This window comes from Microbacterium kribbense (assembly GCF_039537285.1).
GTDB lineage: Bacteria > Actinomycetota > Actinomycetes > Actinomycetales > Microbacteriaceae > Microbacterium > Microbacterium kribbense.
Genome location: NZ_BAABAF010000002.1, coordinates 77,530 through 99,041, shown reverse-complemented (window position 1 = coordinate 99,041; position 21,512 = coordinate 77,530). Strand labels below are relative to the sequence as shown.

The following is a 21,512-nucleotide window of genomic DNA, read 5'->3' as shown; positions in this document are numbered from 1 at the left end:
GTCTGTTCGGCTGCGGGTCCGACCGGTCTCACCCGGCCGCGGTGCGCGGCGGGGCGCCGGCGATGCACCGCACGGTCTGGGTGCCCAGGCCCGCGATGCTGCCGGTCATCACGTCCCCATCTTGCAGGAATCGCCGCCAGTGCTGGCCATTGCCGGCCGGGCTGCCGGTCAGCAGCAGATCACCGGGCAGCAGCGGCATCGTCTGCGAGGCGCCCGAGATGAGGGCGGGGATGCCGAACAGCAGATCGCTGGTCGAGGCATCCTGCATCGTCTGCCCGTTCAGCGCGAGCTGCACGTTCACATCCGGCCCGTCCACGAACGGCGCCGGCACCAGGAACGGCCCGGTCGGCAGGAAGCCGGGGGCGTTCTTGGCGCGGTACCAGTCCGTGCCGATCTCCTTCATGTCCGCACGGAACACGAGGTCGCGGGTCGTGATGTCGTTGCAGATCGTGTACCCGGCGACGTGGTCCATCGCCTGCTCCGGTGCGACCCGGAACGCCTCGCGACCGATGACGACGGCAAGCTCCAGCTCCCAGTCGTGCACGTCGCTGTAGGCGGGCAGCACCAGCGGCACGTCGTCGCCTACCACGCAGGCGGGCAGGCCGATGAAGAAGTACGGCTCACCGTGCGCGGCGCGCTCATCCATCAGCTTGGCAGCGAAGGCCCGTGCCTCGTCCGGCGTGCGATCGCTGTTCTGGGTGAGGCCGGCGGCGACCAGCTCGATGACGTGCTGCCGGTAGTTCGCGCCGGCCTGCAGCACTTGGCGGGGTGCCACCGGTGCGGTCAGGACGGCGCCGGACAGCGGCATCCAGTCGCCGTCCGCCGCGGCGAGCGCCGCCAGCCGATCCCAGTCGGGGTCGGACAGGAACGCGTTCAGCTCCGGCGCGCCCAGTTCGGCCGCGGTGAGGTCGCGGATGCGGTCGCCGGCCACGAGCGCAGTGCGCACGAGGTCGCCGTCGCGCCGGCGGGCCAGCGCGAACGGGGCCTCGAATCGATCGGTGTGCACGCTCAGCCGCGCCCCTGCTTGGCGTACGGGTTGAGCAGGGCGTCCTTGATCTCGTCGGGCACGCCCTCCTCCGTGGCGCTGGGCGCGTCGGCGGGCGGGAACGATTCGGTCAGCGACATCGGCATGGAGCCGTTGCGGTAGAAGTTGTTCGACCCCTGCGAGGGCTTCCAGGTGTTCGGCTCCCAATCCGGGACGTAGTTGCGGTAGCCGCCGGTGTTCAGCTCGATGCGCAGCGTGGACGGCTCGCGGTAGTACAGGAAGTTCTGCTCGCCGATGCCGTGGATGGACGGCCCGTATTCGATCGGCACGCCGTTCTCCATCAGGGTGTCGGCGGCGATGAGCAGCTCTTCGCGCGTGTCGACCCAGAACGCGTAGTGGTTGATGCGTCCCGGAACCTTCGCGCCATCGAGCACGACGCCCAGGTCGTGCGACTTCTCGTTGGTGGTGAGTACCGAGAACACCGAGATCGGGGCCTCGTCCAGCACCGTGCGGGCCATGATCCGGAAGCCCAGCACGTCGTTGTACCATTTCGCGAAGGCGTCGACGTCGGTGCAGGCGATCGTGACGTGATCGAGCTGGCGGGGGGCGCCGGCGAACGAGCTGCGCTTGGCGGGACGGTCCGGGTAGATGGATGCCGCGGCCGGCTCGGACTGGTGCCGCGTGACATCCCAGTGCAGCGTCATGCTGTGGCCCCAGGGACCGGTGAACCGGTAGGCGCGTCCGATCTTGTGGACCTCGACCCATTCGCCCTGCACACCCGCTGCCTCGATGCGCGCGACGGCCTCGTCAAGGGCTGCGGGGCTGGCGGTGCGCCATGCCATCGTCGACATCGACGGCTGGTCGCCGGGGAGGACGATCACCGAGTAGGCGTAGTAGTCGCCCCAGCAGCGCAGGTAGACGGCACCGTCGACGCGGTCGGTGACGGTCAGGCCGACGCGCTCCTCGTAGAAGCGGACGGACGCCTCGACGTCGGGGCTCGTCACGGCGATGTAGGAGAGGTGGGAGAGCAGCTTGCTCATCTTCGATCCTTTCGAAGGGGGAAGGTCTGCTACCCACTCTGGGCGATGTGTGCACATCAGGGAAGAGCGGGTTGGCTATCTGTGCCATCAGCGTGGTTTATAACCGATTCGAATCAACGACCCTTCTCGCTTCCGTCGTGATCATGCGTAAGTTGTGAAGTACATACCCATAGTTGGAGAGAATACGGCCTGTCCTGTCGCACAGTTGTGTCAGAATCAAGCATGACCACAGAGTCCGCACTGCGATTCGGCGCCCAGACCGACGAGGTGACCAGCCTCCTGCGCATCGTGAACATGGTGCGCACCGGTGAGGCCACCACCCGACCCGAGATCGGTCGACTGACCGGACTGGGCCGCGGCGTCGTGACCCAGCGCGTGGAAGCGGCGATCGGCATGGGGTTCTTGGAAGACGGTGACTTCGGTCGGTCTTCGGGCGGACGCGCCCCGCGCACCCTGCGCTTCCGTGCCGACCGCGGCCAGATCGTGGTGTGCGCCCTGGGCGCGCTGCACATCCGGGTCGGTCTCGCGTCTTTGGACGGGGAGGTCACCGCCAAGCTGCACCAGGAGTGGGACATCGGCCGCGGACCGGCGGAGACGCTGGATGCCGCACTCGGCATGATCGACGAACTGCTTGCAGCCGGCGAAGACCGTCCGGTGTGGGCGGTGTCGGTGGGGGTTCCTGGTCCGGTCGACTTCGAGAGCGGCTCTCCGGTGGCTCCGCCTATCATGCCGGGATGGAACGGATTCGATATCCGGCGACGGTTCGAGCAGCACTTCGACGCACCGGTCTGGGTGGACAATGACGTCAATCTGCTCGCGCTGGCCGAGCGCGCCCACCGCAAGGACGAGCCCGTCGATCTGATCTACTGCAAGGTCGGCAGCGGCATCGGCGCGGGGCTCCTCTCCCGCGGACGCATCCATCGCGGCGCCAACGGCGCCGCCGGCGACATCGGGCACGTGCGCGTACGTGATTCAGACGTCGTCTGCCGATGCGGCAAGGTCGGCTGCCTCGAGGCCGAGGCGGGTGGATGGGCGATGGTGCGCGACGCACACCGTGCCATCGAGGCCGGGGCCAGCGGCACCCTGGGCGCGGCCGCCTCGCGCGGCGAGCCGATCACTCCGGAGTCGATCTCCGTGGGCGCCATGGACGGCGACGCACTGGCCATCTCGCTGGTGCAGCGCTCCGCGCGTCTGGTGGGCGAGGCGATCGCGGCACTCGTGAACATGTTCAACCCCGGCGTGATCGTCGTCGGCGGCTCCGTCTCGGCCGCCGGTGAGATCTTCCTCGCCGAGATCCGACAGCGCGTGTACGAGCTCTCGCTGCCGCTGGCGACGCGCGATCTGAGCATCGTGCGATCGTTCGGAGACGAGCAGCAGCCGCTGCGCGGCGGCGCGGAACTCGCGATCGAGCAGCTCTTCGATACGACGTTCCCACGCTGGTTCGCAGACGGTCAGCCCACGATCGACGGCATCCGCTCGTCCTGAGACGCGCACGAGCCCACCCGGGCCGACCATCGGATGTCGGTTGGCCCGGCAGAGCGGTGCCCTCCCTGACGGACCGGCTACTTCGTCGAGAACGCCGCGTCGAAGGCGGCGGCGGGGGGTGTGATCGCATTCAGCTCACGCACGAATGCGAGCGCCTCGGGTGCGCCCTGGAGGCGGTCCATGCCGGCGTCCTCCCATTCGACACTGGTCGGCCCGTGATAGCCGATCGCGTTCAGGGCGCGGAAGATCGGCTCCCAGGGCACCTCGCCATGCCCGGTCGAGACGAACGTCCAGCCCCGGCGCGGGTTGGCCCACGGCAGGTGTGATCCGAGCACGCCGTTGCGCCCGTCGAGATTGGTCACCGACTCCTTCACGTGCACATGGAAGACATGCTCCGCGTAGTCGAGCACGAATGCCACCGGATCGAGCTGCTGCCACATGAAGTGCGACGGGTCGAAGTTGAACCCGAAGCTCTCCCGGTGCCCGATCGCCTCGAGGGTGGCCTTCGCCGTCCAGTAGTCGTATGCGATCTCGGAGGGATGCGGCTCGAGGGCGAACCGCACGCCCTCCTGCTCGAACACATCCAGGATCGGGTTCCAGCGGTCGGCGAAGTCGCGATAGCCGGCCGCTACCATCTCGTCGGAGGCCGGCGGGAACATCGCGACGTACTTCCAGATCGACGATCCGGTGAAGCCGGTGACGGTCTGCACGCCGAGGCGGGCCGCGAGCCGGGCGGTGTTCTTCATCTCCTCGGCGGCGCGGCGGCGCACCCCCTCCGGGTCGCCGTCGCCCCATACGCTGTCGGGCAGGATGTCGCGGTGCCGCTGATCGATCGGGTCGTCGCACACCGCCTGCCCCTTGAGGTGGTTGGCGATGGTGAACACCTTCAGTCCATTGTGCTCGAGCACATCGCGCTTGCCTTGCACATAGTCGGCGTCGTCCCAGCGGTTCGGATCGAGGTGATCGCCCCAGCACGCGATCTCCAGGCCGTCGTAGCCCCACTCGCCGGCGAGCCGGCAGACCTCCTCGAACGGAAGGTCGGCCCACTGCCCGGTGAACAGCGTGATCGGTCGCGTCATGTCAGCTCCTTCGGTTGAGGCGGATGCTAGCGCATCGACACCGTGGTGGGCTCGTGCACGTCCACCCATGCGGACTCGGCCGCGGCACTGTGCTGCACCGCATCGAGCACGCGCTGCACGCTGAGCCCCTCGGCGAAGGTCGGGTGCGCCGGTGCGCCGGTGCAGACGGCGGTCACGAAGTCGGCCGCCTGATGCACGAAGCCATGCTCGTACCCGAGCACGTGACCAGCCGGCCACCAGGCGGCGACATAGGGGTGCACCGGTTCGGTGACCAGGATCGCGGTGAACCCCTGCAGCCGGCTGGGGGCCGTGCGATCGTAGAAGCGCAGTCTGTTCAGATCTTCCAAGTCGAACAGCAGCGCACCCTTGTCGCCGGAGACCTCGATCGTCAGCGCGTTCTTGCGTCCGGTGGCGAAGCGGGTCGCTTCGAAGGACACCAGCGCACCGCCAGCCAGCCGCCCCGTGAAGATCGCGAGGTCGTCGACGGTGACGTCGCCGTAGCCTTCGGCTGCCGTGCCGGACAGTCCCGAACCCGAATCGAGCAGCGGCCGGCGGGGCACGACCGTCTGCACCGTGCCCGAGACGGCATCCACGGCGAGTCCGGTGACGAACTGGGTCATGTCGATGATGTGTGCGCCGATGTCGCCCAGCGCGCCGGAGCCGGCATGATCCTTCTGCAGCCGCCAGGCCAGCGGTGTCTCGGGGTCGACCAGCCAGTCCTGCCGATACGCCGCCCGCACCTGGTGGATGTTGCCGACCTTGCCCTGCGCGATGAGATCACGCAGCAGCGTGACGGCCGGCACCCGACGGTAGGTGAATCCGACCATGGCCTTGGTGCCCCGCGCGGCCGCCTGTTCCGCGGCGGCGAGCATCGACTCGGCCTGTGCGACCGAATTGGCCATCGGCTTCTCGCACAGCACATGCTTTCCTGCCGCCAGCGCGGCGATCGCGATCTCGGCGTGGATGTCGCCCGGCGTGACGATGTCGACGATGTCGACATCGTCACGTGTGACCACCTCGCGCCAGTCGGTCGCAGATTCCGACCAGCCCCACTTGCGGGCCGCTGCCTCCGCGGCAGCGGCATCTCGCCCGACCAGCACACTCATCTCGACACGGTCGGGCAGGTCGAAGATCGCCGGGGCCTGACGCCACCCGACCGAATGCGCCGCGCCCATGAAGCCGTGGCCGATCATCGCGACCCGCAGAGTCATGCCAGCACCACCCGACGCGTGACCGGCACGCGATTGGTGACATAGCGACCGGGGCCGCCGTCGACGCCCGGCATGATCTGCATGTACAGCAGCCGCATGGTCAGGACGACCTCCACGGTCAGCGTCGCCCCCGCGTCGGGAGCGCGCTCCAGCGGGATGACGACATCGGGGCGGTCTGCGACGAACCACAGGGTCTCGGACTGCCCCGGCAGCTCGTCGACGCGGTAGGCTCTCCCGTTCAGCTCGAAGCGCAGCTGCTCGCGAGGGATCGGGACGCCGTCGACCGAAGCGGCGACGTCGTCGACGGCCGAGAGCCAGAGGCTTCGGTACCAGGGGATCTGCACCGAGACCGCGACGCCGTCGTCGATGCGCCGGACGTCCTTCGCAGAGAAGAGGGAGTTGTGCGTAGCCATGATGTTCCCCGCTGTCAGGCCGCCGCGACGGCGTCTTCGATGGCGCGCCGCATGAGCGCGTGCTGCTTCTGGACGAGCACGATCGGATCGGCCTCACCGAGATCGCTGAAGGCATGCCCCTCCCATTCGCTGGAGAGGTACCCGTCGTAGCCACCGGCGACGAACTGCCGCACGATCCGCGGGATGTCCATCGCCGGCTCGTCTCCGTTCGCGTCGATGTCATAGAACTTCGCGTGCACGTGGAAGATCTGCGGCATGATGTCGAGCCACTCCTCCGGGGGTACGAGTCCGTGCATATTGAACGCCAGCCTCGTGAACGGGCCGAACCGCTGCGGGTCGACACCCTCGCCGCGCAGATAGTCCTCGAACTTCTGATTGCGCACGTGCATGGGCGCAGGTTCCCGCCAGATCTCGTCCATCACGGCGAAATGCTCCTCGTCCAGGCCCATCTTCGCCAACTGGGTGAGCAGTGTCGGTGAAAGGCTGTGCATCGTGGATGAGAAGTCGGCGGTGAACCCGAGTCGGTCACTGCCGAGCTCGTCGTACATCTCGCGGATGCCCTGCACGACCGGGTCGTTGGGCCCCTGTGGAGCGTGGATCTCGTAGCCCAATCGCTGGTCGTACTTCTCGGCCAGCGGCAGCAGGCTGCGCAGGAGGTCCTTTCCGGCGGAGCGGATCACCACCGTCTTGAAGCCCAGCGCATGTGCGGTCTTGAGCTGGCGCGCGAGAAAGTCATGCTCTTCGCCGGGCGTCATGTCACGGTCCTTGCGGCGGCCCATGTCCAGATTGGTGCCGACGGCGCTGGGCTCGAGTCCGAACTTGTCCAGAGTGGCGAACCACAGCGTGACGAACTCATCATCGACGTCCGGGTAGGTGCGCAGCAGCTGTGCGATGTTGAACTCGACACCGGGGCCGATGCCGTTCTCGGCGACTGCGGCGATGAGGGTCTCGGGGGTGTACCGGCCCGCAGCGAACTCGCTGGTCATCGAGTACAGCGTGGTGCCGAGCCGGATGCCGGTACCGGCGATGCCGTCGTTCATGCGCGTGCTCCTTCCGGCTTCGCAGCGTCCGGCAGCCACCGGGACAGCTGTGCTCGGGCGGCCGCGGCATCGGTCACCATCTGTGATCCGGCATCGACGGCGGCCGCCCGCTGTACGGCCTGCTCGTCGCCCACGATCTCGAACGGCGATTGCCAGTGGTTCCAGTGCCAGCCCTCGTACTCGCTGGAGATCGCGCCGTCATAGCCGTTGTCCACGAGAAGCTTCACGAGGCCCCGCACCGGGACCGACGGCTCCTCGTGGTTCTCGTCGATGCCGAAGAACTTGCCGTGCACGTGCCGGATCCACGGCATGATCTCCAGCCAGTCCTCGACCGGTGCCGGGCCGAACAGACCCGTGCCGTTGATCCCGAAGTCGATGCCGAGGTCGGGGCGGCCGTTCTGGGCGGCCAGCCCGATGAAGCGTCCGAACCGCTGCTCATGGTCGGCCTGGTCGGCGGGCGGACCGGCCCGATGAAACTCATCCCACAGTGCGACGACCTTGCCGAGGAGCTCCTCGGATGCCCCCCGCCGTCGGTACGCCTCCAGCAGCGACGGTGCGAACCCGCTCACGGTGGCACCCCAGTCGGCGGTGAATCCTAGGAACGGCGAGCCGACCTTCTCGTACCGGTCGCGCAACGCGAGGATCCGCGGGTGCGATGCGTACTGGTCGGCGTGCACCTCGAGGGCAAGGGTCACCCCGTAGCGCTCGGCGATCGGCGCGAGCGCCTCCATCGAGTCGGGGGTGATCGAGATCTGCACCCGCGCGATCGGGAAGCCGAGCTTCGCCGCGGCCTCGATCTGGCGCCGCATGTATTCGATGAGCTCGTCCTGGTCCAGCAGGCGGTCGCGATGGATGCCGATGTCGGCGTTGACGGCGAGGGATGTCTGGACCAGGCCCACCTCGGCTACCAGGTCGCGGAATCTGCCGCTGTATGCGTCGTCGATCTCGGGGAACCCACGGAAGCTCGAGAAGCCGATGATCTCCAGGCCGGGGCCGTATCCTTCGGCGCCCACCTTGCGGATCAGGGCCTCGAGATCGTATTCACGACCGTGGAAGGCACGGGTGAAGCTGTACAGGGTGACGCCCTGGATCGGGGCTCCGAGGCTCATGCCGCCACCGCCGTCATGGTCTTGCTGTCGTGCTCCTCGATGTGCAGGACCTCGTTCTCGCCGATGACGATGTAGGGGATGTACACCGTGAGGCCCACCTCAACCGTGTGCTCGGCGCCGGCGACCGGGTCGAGTGCACCGGAGAGCACGGCCGAGTCGAGCGGGAACCACCACTCGTCGGTGTTGTCTGCCATTTCGGCGAACGTGAAGGTGCGCCCGTTCATCTGCCAGCGCAGCGACTCGGCCGGCGCGGTGACGCCGTCGACGGCCAGCGTCGCCCCCGCGATACACGATGCCGGCAGTGCGCGATACCACGGAATGCGCACCTCGACGGCGGTGCGGCCGGCGCCGCTGGTGAGCGTGCCCTGCTCGATGATGCGATCGGGGATCACAGTGCCCTCCTTAATTCTTCTTTAATTCTGCATTCTAATGTCTGTTTCTGACGTAAGCAAGAGGTCACGTCGCCATGAGGTCGGCGACGCGGCGTGCTCCGCGCACGGCCAGCGCCACCGAGGTGAGAGTCGGGTTGCAGGCGGTGGCGGTCGGAATCACGCCGTTGCCGGCGACGAAGACGCCGGGCGCCGACCACACTTGGCTGTCCGGTCCGCACACGCTGCGTCCGTCGTCGGTCGCGCCCATCCGCACCGTGCCCTGGTAGTGCAGCGACGCACCCGGGGGCATCGTGAAGGGGTGCTCGTCGATCGGCTCGCCCACGGCACGGCCCAGGCGCACGATTTCGGCACGGGCCCGATCCAGCACCGCGTGGTCACGCTCGGTCAGCCGGTAATGGATGCGCATGGCCGGCATGCCATACGGATCGGTCGCATCGCCGGCGAACTCGACACGGTCATCCCATTGCAGATCCTTCGCCGTGAACAGACCGAGACCGACGATCGATCCCGGCGCCGCCGGGTCATCCTCCGCGAGCGGCACGGGCGAGGCATCCAGCTGCATGACCTGACCGTGGAACGGCTCCGCGTCCGTGTACGGCACCCAGGTGACGCCGCTGCGCTCGCTGATCGCGCCGCCGACGACGGCGCGCTCGTCGGACTGGCCGACCGGGCGGGCCGCATCCGAGTGCGGGGTGTCCCGGATGCGGGAGGCGAACACGATCTGCGACTGGTCGTTGAGCATGCGGCCGAGGGCGTCGGGGCGGATGCCGGAGGCCCAGAGCACCTGCGGGGTGCGCAGCGCGTCGGCGGCCACGACGACGACGCGCGCGCGGACCCGGCTGACCGTGCCGGTGTCCAGGTCCCGCACCTCGACGCCGGCCGCATGTCCGTCGGCGAGCAGGACGCGGGTGACCAGGGTCTGGTCGTGCAGCGTGAAGTGCCCATTGGCGCGCGTGACGTCGCCGAGCACGACATCCGACCCGGACCAGACGAGACCGCCGTCCGCGCGCCGGTGCACGGCGAGCGGCATGCGCTGCACCTGCCGGTCGGGGCTGCGACCCTCGTCGACCGCGGCTGCCAGACGCTCGCGGACGAGTCCGGTGTAGGGCGCGCCGTCGAAGGCGTCGGTGGTCACGCCCAGCAGACGGTCCGCCTCGTCGAGCAGCTCGTCGAGGTCGGGAAGGAAGGCGATGCGCTCGCTGCCACCGGGCCGCGGGCACGCTCCGGTCCAGTGGGCGGCCATGCCGCCGACGTTGCTGGAGAACGACGCATCCGGCAGGCCATCCTCGCCGAGGGCGGTGTGACCATCGGGCAGCAGGTAGGTGCCCGGCCGCGCCATCCGGTCGCCTGACTTCACAGCGCCGGGTGAGTCGACCGTCGGCGCGCCCGCTCCCGGCCCTTCCGACCGTCGCTGCGCGAGCGCTCGCGCGGCAGGGTCGGTGATGTTCTTCACATGGGCGCCCGGCGGGTCGGAGACGACCGGCCCGACCTCGAACATCGCGATCTCGACCTGTGGCGACCGCTCGCTCAGGATCCGCGCGTACGCGGCGCCAGTGGGGCCGCTCCCGACGATCGCGACATCCACCGATTCCGGATACCGGGTCATGCCGTCACCGCCAGCGTGCGGATGAGGGCCGTCGACGCCACGGACTCCTGCGTCGGGTAGTACTCGAGTCCGATCGGCCCGTCGTATCCCGAGCGCCGCAGGATGCCCAGTCGCTCGGTCCAGTCCAGGCCACCGGACCCGGGTTCGCCGCGGCCGGGGGCGTCGGCGAGCTGCACATACGCGAGCAGGTCGCCGGCGTTGGCCAGCTCTGCGGCCATGTCCTCGCCCTCGACGGCCGAGTGGTAGATGTCGTAGAGGATGCCGAAGAACGGCGAGTCCACACCGCGAGCGACGTACACCGCCTCGGCGGTGCGGTCCAGCAGCGAACCGGGATGGTCGACGCGGATGTTCACGGGCTCGAGCGTGAGGGTGATCCCCGAGCCGTCGATCTGCGCGATCGCCTTCCGGTAGATCTCGATGAGCTTGTCCAGCTGCACCTGACGCTTCCAGCCGCCGAAACCGGTGCCGCTGCCGACGACGATGCGCGGGCAGCCGAGGTCTCGGGCGATCGCGACGCCCTCGTCGAGCTTGCGGAAGAATTCGGAGTGATCCCACGGCGGGATCATGAACTGGGTGCGCGGCTCGCTCAACTGAGCCGTCAGCTGCAGCCCGGTCTCCTCGAAGGCAGCCTTCAACGCCGTCAGGTCCTTCGGCGTCGCCGGCGCATCGACACCGGTCGGCCCCCACATCTCGACGGCGGTGAACCCGGCCGCCGCCGCCGCGCGGACGCGGTCGTGGTAGTCGCCGGCCTCGGTGAAGAGCAGTTCGATGTTGGGGGCGAGCTGGTACATGGGTCTCCTGTTCAGAACATCGGGTGGTCATGTGCGGGGCAGTGGTCGGTCACGAGAGCATCCGGTCCGATCGGCGCAAGCGTCACGGGCCCGAGCATCCCGGTGGGATCCTGCTGTGCGAAGGCGGAGAAGAAGTCGGGGTGCGCCTTGGCCAGGGTGTTCGTGACCTCGATCTCAAGGAGGTTGTGCTCGGCCAAGAGGTCCCCGGGGATGTCGAACATGTACGGCGGGGCGATGCGGGTGCCGATCTCGGCGCCGTTGAGCGCGACCCGGGCGGTCTCGAAGACGGCACCCAGGTCGAGGCGGTGCGTCTGGCCCGGTCGCGCCACCGCCAGCGGTGCCGTGTACCGGACGGTGCCGCTGAAAGTCGGCAGCAGATCGGGGGCGCTCAGCGGGACCAGCCGGTCCAGCGTGCCCCACCGGGTGAACGCCGGATACTCCTCGGCGGTCGCGAGCGAGACATCCCAGCCCTGGCTGATCTCGACCGGATCACCGAACCTGGCGACCGGTGCGACCTCGAGGCCGGCCCATGCCGACGGGGCGCCGACGATGAGCACGGCCGCCTCCCCCGGACCGAGGTCGATCTCGACCCGGGTGCAGCCGGCGGCGACGATGCCCGGCACGGCAGTGAGGGTCGCGGCGAATGCGTCGAACGCCACGACCTCGCCGGCGCAGGGCAGCGAGAGCGTCGTCTGCACTGCGGAGAACGCAGACTCATTGACGAGCATCACGACATCCGCCTCGCCGTGGTCGATGCGGAGCACCCGCAGCGACGGCGCGGGCGCCGCGCTGCGGACAGCACGGGTCGTGAGCTCGGCGACGACGTCGGCGAGACGCTCCTGACGCACGGCACGGAACCGCTCGCGCAGCGCCGCCGGACCGGAGCCGACCACCTGTGGCACGTCGTCCACGAACACGACGGGCACCCCCGCGGCGTCGAGGCGCAGCAGGTGGTCGGCGACGGCCTCGGGCAGGAACGCGCTGCCGGGCACGACGAGGGTGTCGTACCGCTCACCCCTCAGAGCGAGCGCGGCGCCATCGGCAGCCGCACCGGCGAGCGCATCGCCGGGCACGATGTCGGCGTCGAGCTGCGCCTCCATGAGCAGTCGCAGCGCCCGTTCACAGGGCTGTGCGTCGCCCAGCCATTCGGCGTCGGCGTGATACAGCACCGCGGCGGGTGCGATGTGGATGCCGCCCTGCAGCAGGTGGCTGAGCCGATCGGTGTAGCTGCTCAGCAGGTGCTGATGCCGGTACTGCGGATTGTGACCGTGCGCGTAGAAGTGCGGCGGGCAGTCGGGGTCGGGGAACGGCGCGGGCGAGAACGCGTGCGGCACGACGTGCGTGACGCCGCGGACCAGCAGATGGTTCGTGAGCCAGGTGAACAGGCGCAGCCCGGCATACCAGCCGGAGGCGCCGATCGTCTCGCACATCGACCGGCCGTGCTTGCGGGGGTCCAGGTGCGCCGCGGACGATGCCAGCTTCGCGAGTCCGAAATGGAAGAACTCGCCGTCGGAGTGCCCGGCCATGTTCGCGAACGGCCCCCGTGCGAACCCCGGCACGACCTGGGCGCCGATGATGTCCACGCCCGCCATGTCCTGGCCCGCCATCGCACGGAAGTAGTGCCCCGCGCCCGGCCCCAGGTGCGCATGCGCGCCGTTGTCCTCGACCACGTGGCCGATGTACTCGACGCCATGGGCGCGGCACCAGTCGCCGACTCGCTGCGAGAAGTTCTCCGAGTACAGGCGCGATGCCACGTCCATGAAGGCGTAGCGCACGCGCCGCTCAGCGCCGCCGGCGGAGTTCCACAGCAACGGCAGCAGAGCGAGCGGTTCGGTGCCGAGCGCCGGGCCGAGCCGAGCCCGGACCTCCTCGTTCCAGGGCAGGGGCACGCTCTTGCCGGGCTGCGAGCCGAAGTCGAACGTGTCGGGGTCGTTGTAGAAGCCGGGCTCGTCGCTGAAGAAACCGGCGATGGTGGTGCCGAACTCGGAGCCGTACCGGGCGTGGACCCGCTCGTGCACGTTGTCGATCAGGAGCTGCGTGGAGGCGGCGTTGAGGTAGTCGATGTGGTGCGCGTGCGGCTTGCTGCCGCCGTCGGCCACCGTCGTGAGGAAGAAGACGCGCCACCAGCCCTCGGGGATGTCCCAATACAGGATTCCGTCTCTGATGTGTTGCGTGAGATCGATCGGGTCACCGCAGAGCTCGTGCCCGTCCTCTGCGCGCCGATAGGCCACGACGCGCAGCAGCGCGCCCGGGTCACCGGTCGCGGCGGGGCCCCAGAACTGATGGCGTTCGACGATGAGCGAGGCCCCCACAGCCGGCCCCACCACATCCGTGTGGCGCTCGGTGAGGAAGCGGCGGCGCAGTTCCGGCGCGGCATCCCGCACCGCCCCGCCGGCGTGACCGGTCGGAAAGACGTCGTCGTCGAAGAACCACACCTTCATGCCGCGGCGACGGGCGACGTCGAGGACGGCATCGACGTCTCGCCACCACCCGTCGCCGAGGAAGTCCGGGTGCGGGCGGGCTTCGAGGATCACCGCACGGATGCCGGCGTCGCGGATGCGCTCCATCTCGTCGCGCACCGACGCCGTGCCGGTGCCCTTCTGCCAGAACAACGGCATGACCGCACCGGGCACATCGCCCGAGACGGCATCCACCAGTCGTCGCACGGTCATGCGTCGTCCTCGATTCCGGTGACCACGAGCCGGGCGTCCACGCGCGCAGTGCCGTCCTCGACCCACACCGCGAATGCACCCGGTTCGAGCACGTGCTCGTCATCGATCCAGAACCGCAGATCGTCCGCGTCGAGCGCGAAGGTGACTCTCGTGCTCTCGCCGGGCTCGAGAGCGACCCGCGCGAATCCGCACAGGCGCTTAACCGGCTGCGTGCGGGACGCGACCTCATCGCGCACGAACAGCTGGACGACATCGTCGCCCGCCTGGTGACCGGTGTTCTCGATGCGCACGTGCGCATCGACCGTCGCGCCGGCTTCGAGCTCGGCATGGGCAACCTCACCGGCGAGCTCGAGCGGACCGAGCGCGAAGGTCGTATAGCTCAGACCGGCACCGAACCCGAAGCGCGGTCCGAGGGCGAGGTCGATGTACTTCGACGTGTAGTAGTCGTCGGTGTTGTCGGGGCCCGCGAGCTCCGCATCCGGCGCGCTCTGGATCCGCCCACCCGTGCGGGGCGGACGCCCCGTGCTCTCGTGGTCGTAGTGGATCGGCACCTGCCCGACGGAGCGTGGGAAGGTCATCGGAAGACGCCCTCCGGGGTTGGCCCGTCCGGTCAGGGTGTCTGCGATCGCGGCCGGACCCTCGATGCCGAGGTGCCAGGTGACCAGCAGCGCGTCGACGTCCTCGATCCAGTCCTCGACGACGAGGGGCCGGCCGGTCGCCAGCACCACCACGACGGGCGTGCCGGTGGCGGCGACGGCTCGGATGAGCCGCACCTGCGCCGCGGGCAGCGTGATGTCGGCGCGTGAGCTCGCCTCGCCGGACAGCGTGCTGGGCTCACCGACCGCGAGCACCACCAGGTCGACTGCGGCTGCCCGTTGAACGGCTTCAGCGATCTGGTCGTCGGATGCCGCGAAGAAACCGGCACCGTCGACGACATCGAGGGTGGCGCCCGCGATGGCCTCCGCCAGCGCATCGGCCACCGGCTGCGCCACCGGGGTTGCGAAGTGCTGCACCCAGGCACCGAGGTGGTCGGTGCTGCGCGCATACGGGCCGGCGAGCAGGACGCGACTCCCCGGTCGGATGGGCAGCGCCGAGTCTTCGTTGCGCAGCAGCACGATGCATCGCCGGGCAGCCTCGCGTGCCGACTCGCGGGCGTCGGCTGCGGTCAGAGCCGCTGCGCCCTCGTCGACATAGGGGTTGTCGAACAGCCCGAGCCGCTCTTTCAATGCCAGCACCCGGCGTACCGCGTCGTCGACGCGTGCGGATGAGAGCTCGTCGGGCGCCAGGAGAGCACGGCCCTCGTCGCCGACGAGGAGCACGCCGCCCATCACGACATCCACGCCGGCCTCGATCGCCAGGGCGACGGCTGCCTTCTCGTCGGCGGCGACACCGTGGTCGACGAGCTGCGCGACGCCTTCAGCGTCGCCCACGACGACGCCCGCGAATCCCCACTCGTGCTTCAGGACCCCCGTCAGCAGGGCCGCGTTCGCGTGCATCGGGACGCCGTTGAGCGCGGTGAAGGATGCCATGACCGAGGCGGCGCCGGCGGCGACACCGACCCGAAAGGTCTCCAAGTAGGTCTCGTGCAGCCGCCGGTGCGACATGTCGACCGTGTTGTAGTCACGTCCCGCTTCAGCCGCCCCGTAGGCGACGAAGTGCTTGAGACAGGCCGCGACGGCGCCGCGTGCGGAGAGCCGATCGCCCTGGTAACCGTGGACCTTCGCCGCGGCGAAGCGGCTCGCCAGGAACACGTCCTCGCCGAATCCTTCGACGACGCGACCCCAGCGTGCATCGCGCGTGACATCCACCATCGGCGAGAAGGTCCAGTTCACGCCGCTGCTGCGTGCTTCGGCCGCCGAGAAGCGCGCGTCCGCCGTCGCGACGGCAGGATCGAAGCTCGCCGCCTGGGCGAGCGGGGTCGGGAAGATCGTGAACTGGCCGTGCACGACATCCAGTCCGATCAGAAGAGGAATGCCGAGCGCGGACTCCTCGACGGCGACGCGCTGCAGTGCGTTGGCGGCGGCGGCGCTTGCCGGCCAGAACTGGGCGCCGATCCCACGCCGCGCGAGCTCGTGCTGCATGGTCGGGTCCTGACGCCAGAGGATCTGCAGCTGGAAGAGCTTCTGCTCCCAGCTCATCCGCGCCAGCAGCTCCTCGACGCGGGCGCTCACGGCCTCGCCCGCTCACCGAGGGCACGGTAGCGGAAAGCGCGGAAAGCGACCACACCGGTGCCGGTCGCGAACAGGGCCGGCCGCAGGCTCTTGAGATCGTTCATCGTCGCGGAGTGGTACCCCTGTGTGTCGTAGCGGACGCCGTGCCGCGTCCACTCCTCACCCGGCCGCCGGTACCAGCCCGTCACGATGTGATGGTCGTTGCGCAGGCGCAGCTGGATGACCGCCCCGGGTGGCGCGGCGGTGCGCACGTGCGTGCGGATGCCGCCGGCATAGCTGGCGAGGGTCGTGCCGTCCCAGCCCATCCCGCAGAACAGCCGGGCGTTGAAGTAGAGCAGGAGTCCGCCGGCAGCATCCGACGAGACCTCCAGCTCGACCTCGATCTCATAGGCACGGTCCATCGCCCACGTCGTCAGGGGCGACGACTCAGCCGGCGTCGTCCCCTTCGCCCGCAGCTCCAGGCCGTTGCGGCCGAAGCGCGCCCGCCGCCGCTCATCCCCCGCCGGATTGTCGAACACCCAGCGCTGCCCCCACGCGGGTGCCTTGAAGTCGTCGTCGGGGCCGGGCAGTGCCCGGGGCGTGCCCGCTCCGGCTGGCTTCGGAAGCGCGAGACCGAGGTCTGCGGCCGGGGCCATCGGCCACCCGTCCTCGGTCCACTCGATCGGTTCGAGCAGCGCCTGCCGGCCGAGGGTGCGGAAGTCCTTCTCGTAGCCGTGCGAGACCATCCACCACGACCCGTCCCCGGCGTCCAGGATCGTGGCGTGGCCGCGGGACCACCACGCTTCGTCGGCGGAGCGCGCGCGGGCGACCGGGTTGTACGGCGAGTTCGCCCACGGCCCCAGCACGCTGCGCGAGCGCGCGACGATGACCATGTGGCCGGTCGCCGGTCCTCCCGTGCCGCCGACAGCGCTCACGAGATAGAACCATTCGCCGCGGCGGAAGAACTTCGGGCCCTCGAGCGCATAGGCCTCGGTGATCCACTCGTCGGGATAATCCCATCCGTCGTAGGCCTGCTCGAGCCCGGTGACGGCACGAAGCCCCTCGGCGTCCAGCCGGCACCGTCGGATGCCGTTGACGAACAGGTAGCGCTGCCCGTCCTCGCCCACGACGTGTCCCGGGTCGATAGCACCGCTGATGCCCGTGAAGACCGGCTCGCTCCACGGCCCCGCCGGGTGGGCTGCGGTGATCACCCAGATCTGCGGCTCGGTGATGGCATCCGACCACGAGCTCGGGATGAACGGAATGTAGAGGTAGTACCGCCCGTCGTGTTCGATCAGATCGGGTGCGAAGACCGTCGCGAACGGCTGCTCGAGCGCGCAGGTGACGAACGTCCAGTTCACCAGGTCGGGCGAGCGCCAGATCGTCAGACCGGGCGACGCGTCGAACGACGAGTAGGTCAGGTAGTACTCATCCCCCGCGCGCAGCACGCTGGGGTCCGGCCGGTCACCGGGCAGCACCGGATTGCGGAACGTGCCGTCGCCGAGATCCGCCGCGGGCCGTGATGCATCCATCGCCGATCACCCTTTGAGTCCGCCGGCGTAGCCCTGGATGAACTTCTTCTGGGCGAAGGCATAGAACGCGAGGATCGGGATCATCGAGATGATCACGACCGCGAAGATCAGGTTCCATTGCGAGACGAGCGATCCGACATAGCTGTAGATCACGACGGGCAGCGTCTGGTACGTCGTCCCGTTCAAGAAGATGAGCGCTGTGAAGAAGTCGTTCCAGACGATGAGCCCCGCGAGGATCGCCACGGTCCCCGTCGCCGGAGACATCAGTGGGAGCACGATGCTCCAGAAGACCTGATACCGATTGGCGCCGTCGATCACCGCCGCCTCCTCGTACTCGAGGTCGAGGTTTCGGAAGAAGTTCGCGTACAGGAAGACGGACAGGGGCAGCAGCATGCCGGTGTAGATGAGCACCATGCCCCACGGGTTGCCCACCAGCCCCACGTCGCGCGCCCCGATGTACAGCGGCAGCGTGCCCAGCTGTGTGGGCAGGATGATCGCGACGAGGAAGAGATAATAGGCGCGCCGGCTCCAGCGGCTCGTGGAGCGGGCGATCGCATAGGCCGCCAGGGATCCCAGGATGATCAGGAGCAGGATGCTCCCGGCGGTGATGATCACACTCGATGCCAACCCCGCCCAGATGTTGCCAGACGATGCGGACGCCGGCGACAGCAGCTGGACGAAGTTGTCGATGGTCGGCTGGGCCGGCGGCGCCATGGCCGCGGTGCTGAGGATCTGCGGCAGTGATTTGAACGAACCCATCACGAGAATCCAGAACGGCAGCAGCAGGACAGCCGTCGCCAGGAGGGTCACGACCTCGACGGTGAGGGTCTTCTTGGTGTAGCGGAACACGGGTTATGCCACCTTCTGCGAACGGTCACGCGTCGCCCACTGCTGCGCGATGGAGAACACCAGGATCAGCAGACTGAGCACGAGGGCAAGCGCTGCCCCGAATCCGAACTGCTGGAACGTGAACGCCTGTTGATAGACCTCGAGCGCCAGCGTCTGGGTTGCACCGGCCGGGCCGCCCCCGGTGAGTGCGACCGCCTGGTCGAACACGCGCAGTCCCTGGATGAGGGTCAAGGTCGTGGCGATGGCCACTGAGGGTCGCACGAGGGGCAGGACGATGTAGCGGAATCTGCGGGCCGGTCCGGCGCCGTCCAGCGCCGCGGCCTCCTCCATCTCCACCGGAACGGTGGCGAGGCCGGCGAGGTAGATCACCATGACGAAGCCGATGTTCTGCCAGACCATGACGGTCAAGACGCACCAGATGGCGAGCGTGGGGCTGGCGAGCCAGTTCTGCTTCGGCATCCCCAGGCCGACCAGCAGCTGGTTCATCGGGCCGTTGTAGTCGAAGATGAACTTCCAGATGTAGGAGACGGCGATCGGACTGACCACGACCGGCATGAACACGAGCGTGCGCAGCAGGTATCGGGTCTTCAGCCCTCGGTTGAGCGCGAGCGCGAACAGCAGCCCCGCGATGTTCGTGAACACGAGGAACCCGAATGCGAGGAACAGGGTGTTCCGCAACGACCCGACCAGTTCGGGCTGTTCGAAGATCTTGATGAAGTTGCCCAGACCGACGAAGTCGAATGCTCCGATCCCCGACCAGTTCGTGAAGGCGAAGAATCCTCCGGCCACGGTGGTGACGTAGATCACGATGATCATGAGCACGAGCGCCGGCACTGCCCACCACCACGAGCCCAGCCGCACGTGATAGGAGTTCGTGCGCGGTCGCCGCGCACCACGTCGCCCACGCGCGCCCGCAGTGGTCATCACTTCGGTTTCCGTCGCCATCTGCATCACCATTGCATCGCTCCCATGGCCCCTCTGCCGGTGGCCGGTCCCTCAGGGGCAGGCCACCGGGCATCGGTTCTCATCCCCAGTCGGAATCCATCTGCTTGAGCACCTGGTCGACGGTCATCTGCCCCGTCAGGATGCCCTGCACGCCATTGCCCAGGTCGGTGTAGACCTTGGCATTGGGCCATCCGGTCGGTGCGTAGCCGCGGATGTCCTGTGCGGCGATCATGTCCTTGATCCCGGCATACTGCGGAAGGAGGGTGGCAGAGGATCCCGCGGTGACCGGGATCGTTCCGGTCAGACCGGAGTACGCGTCCTGCCCCTGTGCCGACACGATGTACTTCAGGAACTCCTGGGCGAGCTTGGGGCTCTTGGTCTTGGCGCTCGCGGTGACGCTCTGATCCGCACTCAGCGACAGGTAGGTCTTCGCCCCGTCCGGCGCCGGCACCGGCAGCACGACGAGCTTGACGTGTCCACCGGCGGCCGCCATGATCTGCTGTGCAGCCGCGCTGGGTGCGAAGAAGCCGAGGATCTTCCCGGACGACGCCCCGTTGGTCAGTGCGTCGAACCCTGCGCTGGTCGCACCGTCCTGGAAGCACCCGGCGTCATACATCTTCTTGATGTACGTCAGCGCCTCGACCCATCCAGGACTACCGGCGAAGGTGACCTTTCCGGATGCCCGCTTGGCATTCCAATCCTTGTCGGGTCCGTAGACGGTCGACGTCGCAATCGCGACGGCGAGAATTCCGTTGTTCGCGAAGGTCGATCCCGCCAGACCGTATACGGTCTTCCCGTGTGCACGGGCAACCGAGCACTGCGCGATGACACCATCCAGACTCGTCGACGCATCAATGCTGACGCCGATCGACTTCGCGAGATCATCGTTGTAGATCACGCCGTTGGACTGCATGCCCAGTGGGACGCCGTAGATCTTGCCGTTGTACGTCCACAGGTCCTTCTCCGCGTCCGGGATCGCGGCCGCGACAGCGGGATCCGCCAGGGGCAGGAGCAGTCCGGCCTTCGCGAACGGGATGATGGAATCAGATTGGCCGGTGCCGCCTTCCGCGTAGAACGTGTCCGGCGCGTTGCCGCCCTGAACACGCGTCGCGATCGCCGTCGCATAGCTCTCGGTCGGGAGGTTCTGCGTGGTGACGGTGACGCCCTTGTGCTCCTTCTCGAAGGCTTGGGCAAGGCCCGTATAGGCCACCTTGTCCTGGTCGTTGGTGGCCCCGAACGCGAACGTGATGGTCTGCGGTTCGGGACCACTCGGCGCATTGCCGCCGGCACACCCGGACAGGAGAAGAGCTCCTACGGCAAGGGGGACGGTGAAGAGGCCGATCCGCAGCCGCGAGCGAAGATGCTGAGTCATGTGCAGCCTTTCTGACTTCGTTGTCGACGGCGCATCGGGCGAGACACCGCGCTTGTGAACCTCAGTATGACCTAGATGTGCCCGAAACACACATTAGTTTCTTCGATATGCGACATAAGCGGGAGCGCGGTAGCGCGAAACGGGATCCGGGGTCCGGCATCCGAAGTCATCCGCCTGCGCTGGAGCCGACGGGATCAGGCAGTCAAGGGATCGTGTCAGCGCCACCGCAGTGAATCGCGTCGATCCTCCCCCAGATTCCTGAAGGTCCACGCGGCACTCCTGGCGGCCGGGTTCCCCGCCCCGCTCCCCGAGCTCGTCGCGGCGACGTCTGACGAGAGCCTGCAGCGCTGGCCGATCCGCGACATTCCTCCACTCGCGCACTGGTCGAAGGGCCGGATCACGCTGGCCGGTGACGCCGCACACGCCACGAGTCCCTACGCCGCATATGGGGCGGGCATGTCGATCTGCGATGGGTACTTCCTCGGACAGCGACTGGCGGGCGTCGATCTGCGCGATACGGCTGCGGTCCAGCGTGCGCTCGTCGCGTACGAGACTCCGCGAATCCTGCATACGCGAGAGCAGGTGCAATCGGCCTATCTGCTCGGCAAGCTCTTCCATCACGCGCCGCGCAACCTGGGAGCGCGTGCTCGTGGCCGGACATGAACTGCTCGAAGAGGGCGGGTACGAACCGCTCACGATCAACGAGATCTGCCGTCGCGCCCGTGTCACTGCACCGTCCATCTACGCGCGCGTCGACGGCAGGGTGGAGCTGTTCCGCGCCGTCTACCAACGCACGATGCAGGAGGTCGTGGCAACGTAGGACGAGCTGGTCGAGGCAACC

19 protein-coding genes are annotated in these 21,512 nt (G+C 68.3%); 3 read left to right on the top strand and 16 right to left on the bottom strand.

Annotated elements, in window-relative coordinates:
* Positions 1-28 precede the first annotated feature (28 nt).
* Together ABD705_RS03600 and ABD705_RS03595 are read right to left on the bottom strand one after the other, a co-directional pair.
* Complete coding sequence (locus tag ABD705_RS03600) at positions 29-1,006, bottom strand: fumarylacetoacetate hydrolase family protein (protein WP_425562024.1); 978 nt, start codon at positions 1,004-1,006, stop codon at positions 29-31.
* A gap of 2 nt (positions 1,007-1,008) precedes the next feature.
* Complete coding sequence (locus ABD705_RS03595; RefSeq protein ID WP_344780619.1) at positions 1,009-2,025, bottom strand: VOC family protein; 1,017 nt, start codon at positions 2,023-2,025, stop codon at positions 1,009-1,011.
* 222 nt (positions 2,026-2,247) lie between these two features.
* Between ABD705_RS03595 and ABD705_RS03590 the strand changes: the two genes are divergently transcribed.
* On the top strand, positions 2,248-3,510 hold the full coding sequence (locus ABD705_RS03590; protein WP_344780617.1) for an ROK family protein: 1,263 nt from the start codon (positions 2,248-2,250) through the stop codon (positions 3,508-3,510).
* A gap of 77 nt (positions 3,511-3,587) precedes the next feature.
* Here the strand turns inward: ABD705_RS03590 and ABD705_RS03585 are convergent, their stop codons facing one another.
* The 14 genes from ABD705_RS03585 to ABD705_RS03520 form a co-directional block, all read right to left on the bottom strand.
* Positions 3,588-4,589, bottom strand: a complete 1,002-nt coding sequence (locus ABD705_RS03585; RefSeq protein ID WP_344780615.1) for a sugar phosphate isomerase/epimerase family protein — start codon at positions 4,587-4,589, stop codon at positions 3,588-3,590.
* 26 nt (positions 4,590-4,615) lie between these two features.
* Entirely contained in the window at positions 4,616-5,800 is a 1,185-nt protein-coding gene (locus ABD705_RS03580) for a Gfo/Idh/MocA family protein (protein WP_344780613.1), read from the bottom strand.
* The gene (locus ABD705_RS03575) at positions 5,797-6,213 is read right to left on the bottom strand and encodes a C-glycoside deglycosidase beta subunit domain-containing protein (protein ID WP_344780611.1); all 417 of its coding nucleotides are present in this window, start codon (positions 6,211-6,213) and stop codon (positions 5,797-5,799) included. Before ABD705_RS03575 ends, ABD705_RS03580 begins: the two co-directional genes overlap by 4 nt.
* Before the next feature lie 14 nt (positions 6,214-6,227).
* Positions 6,228-7,253, bottom strand: a complete 1,026-nt coding sequence (locus ABD705_RS03570; RefSeq protein ID WP_344780609.1) for a sugar phosphate isomerase/epimerase family protein — start codon at positions 7,251-7,253, stop codon at positions 6,228-6,230.
* The gene (locus ABD705_RS03565; RefSeq protein WP_344780607.1) at positions 7,250-8,362 is read right to left on the bottom strand and encodes a sugar phosphate isomerase/epimerase family protein; all 1,113 of its coding nucleotides are present in this window, start codon (positions 8,360-8,362) and stop codon (positions 7,250-7,252) included. Before ABD705_RS03565 ends, ABD705_RS03570 begins: the two co-directional genes overlap by 4 nt.
* Positions 8,359-8,754: a C-glycoside deglycosidase beta subunit domain-containing protein gene (locus ABD705_RS03560; protein WP_344780605.1), complete on the bottom strand. Its 396-nt coding sequence runs from the start codon at positions 8,752-8,754 to the stop codon at positions 8,359-8,361. Before ABD705_RS03560 ends, ABD705_RS03565 begins: the two co-directional genes overlap by 4 nt.
* Before the next feature lie 64 nt (positions 8,755-8,818).
* On the bottom strand, positions 8,819-10,360 hold the full coding sequence (locus tag ABD705_RS03555) for a GMC oxidoreductase (protein WP_344780604.1): 1,542 nt from the start codon (positions 10,358-10,360) through the stop codon (positions 8,819-8,821).
* A complete protein-coding gene (locus ABD705_RS03550; RefSeq protein ID WP_344780602.1) occupies positions 10,357-11,151 on the bottom strand; it encodes a TIM barrel protein in 795 nt (264 codons plus the stop codon). Before ABD705_RS03550 ends, ABD705_RS03555 begins: the two co-directional genes overlap by 4 nt.
* Positions 11,152-11,162: 11 nt before the next feature.
* Positions 11,163-13,823 (bottom strand): hypothetical protein, encoded by a 2,661-nt coding sequence (locus ABD705_RS03545; protein WP_344780600.1) that lies wholly within the window; start codon positions 13,821-13,823, stop codon positions 11,163-11,165.
* A complete protein-coding gene (locus tag ABD705_RS03540; protein WP_344780598.1) occupies positions 13,820-15,994 on the bottom strand; it encodes a glycoside hydrolase family 3 N-terminal domain-containing protein in 2,175 nt (724 codons plus the stop codon). Before ABD705_RS03540 ends, ABD705_RS03545 begins: the two co-directional genes overlap by 4 nt.
* Complete coding sequence (locus tag ABD705_RS03535; RefSeq protein ID WP_344780596.1) at positions 15,991-17,505, bottom strand: family 43 glycosylhydrolase; 1,515 nt, start codon at positions 17,503-17,505, stop codon at positions 15,991-15,993. The genes ABD705_RS03540 and ABD705_RS03535 overlap by 4 nt, the downstream gene beginning before the upstream one ends.
* Before the next feature lie 6 nt (positions 17,506-17,511).
* Positions 17,512-18,354, bottom strand: a complete 843-nt coding sequence (locus tag ABD705_RS03530) for a carbohydrate ABC transporter permease (protein ID WP_344780594.1) — start codon at positions 18,352-18,354, stop codon at positions 17,512-17,514.
* A 3-nt stretch (positions 18,355-18,357) separates the two neighbouring features.
* Positions 18,358-19,278, bottom strand: a complete 921-nt coding sequence (locus ABD705_RS03525) for a carbohydrate ABC transporter permease (protein ID WP_344780592.1) — start codon at positions 19,276-19,278, stop codon at positions 18,358-18,360.
* 100 nt (positions 19,279-19,378) lie between these two features.
* Entirely contained in the window at positions 19,379-20,671 is a 1,293-nt protein-coding gene (locus tag ABD705_RS03520; protein ID WP_344780590.1) for an ABC transporter substrate-binding protein, read from the bottom strand.
* A 75-nt stretch (positions 20,672-20,746) separates the two neighbouring features.
* On the opposite strand from ABD705_RS03520, the gene ABD705_RS03515 reads away from it, so the two are divergent.
* Together ABD705_RS03515 and ABD705_RS03510 are read left to right on the top strand one after the other, a co-directional pair.
* Entirely contained in the window at positions 20,747-21,334 is a 588-nt protein-coding gene (locus ABD705_RS03515) for an FAD-dependent monooxygenase (RefSeq protein ID WP_344780588.1), read from the top strand.
* Complete coding sequence (locus ABD705_RS03510) at positions 21,321-21,491, top strand: helix-turn-helix domain-containing protein (protein ID WP_344780586.1); 171 nt, start codon at positions 21,321-21,323, stop codon at positions 21,489-21,491. Before ABD705_RS03515 ends, ABD705_RS03510 begins: the two co-directional genes overlap by 14 nt.
* The last annotated feature ends 21 nt before the right edge of the window (positions 21,492-21,512 follow it).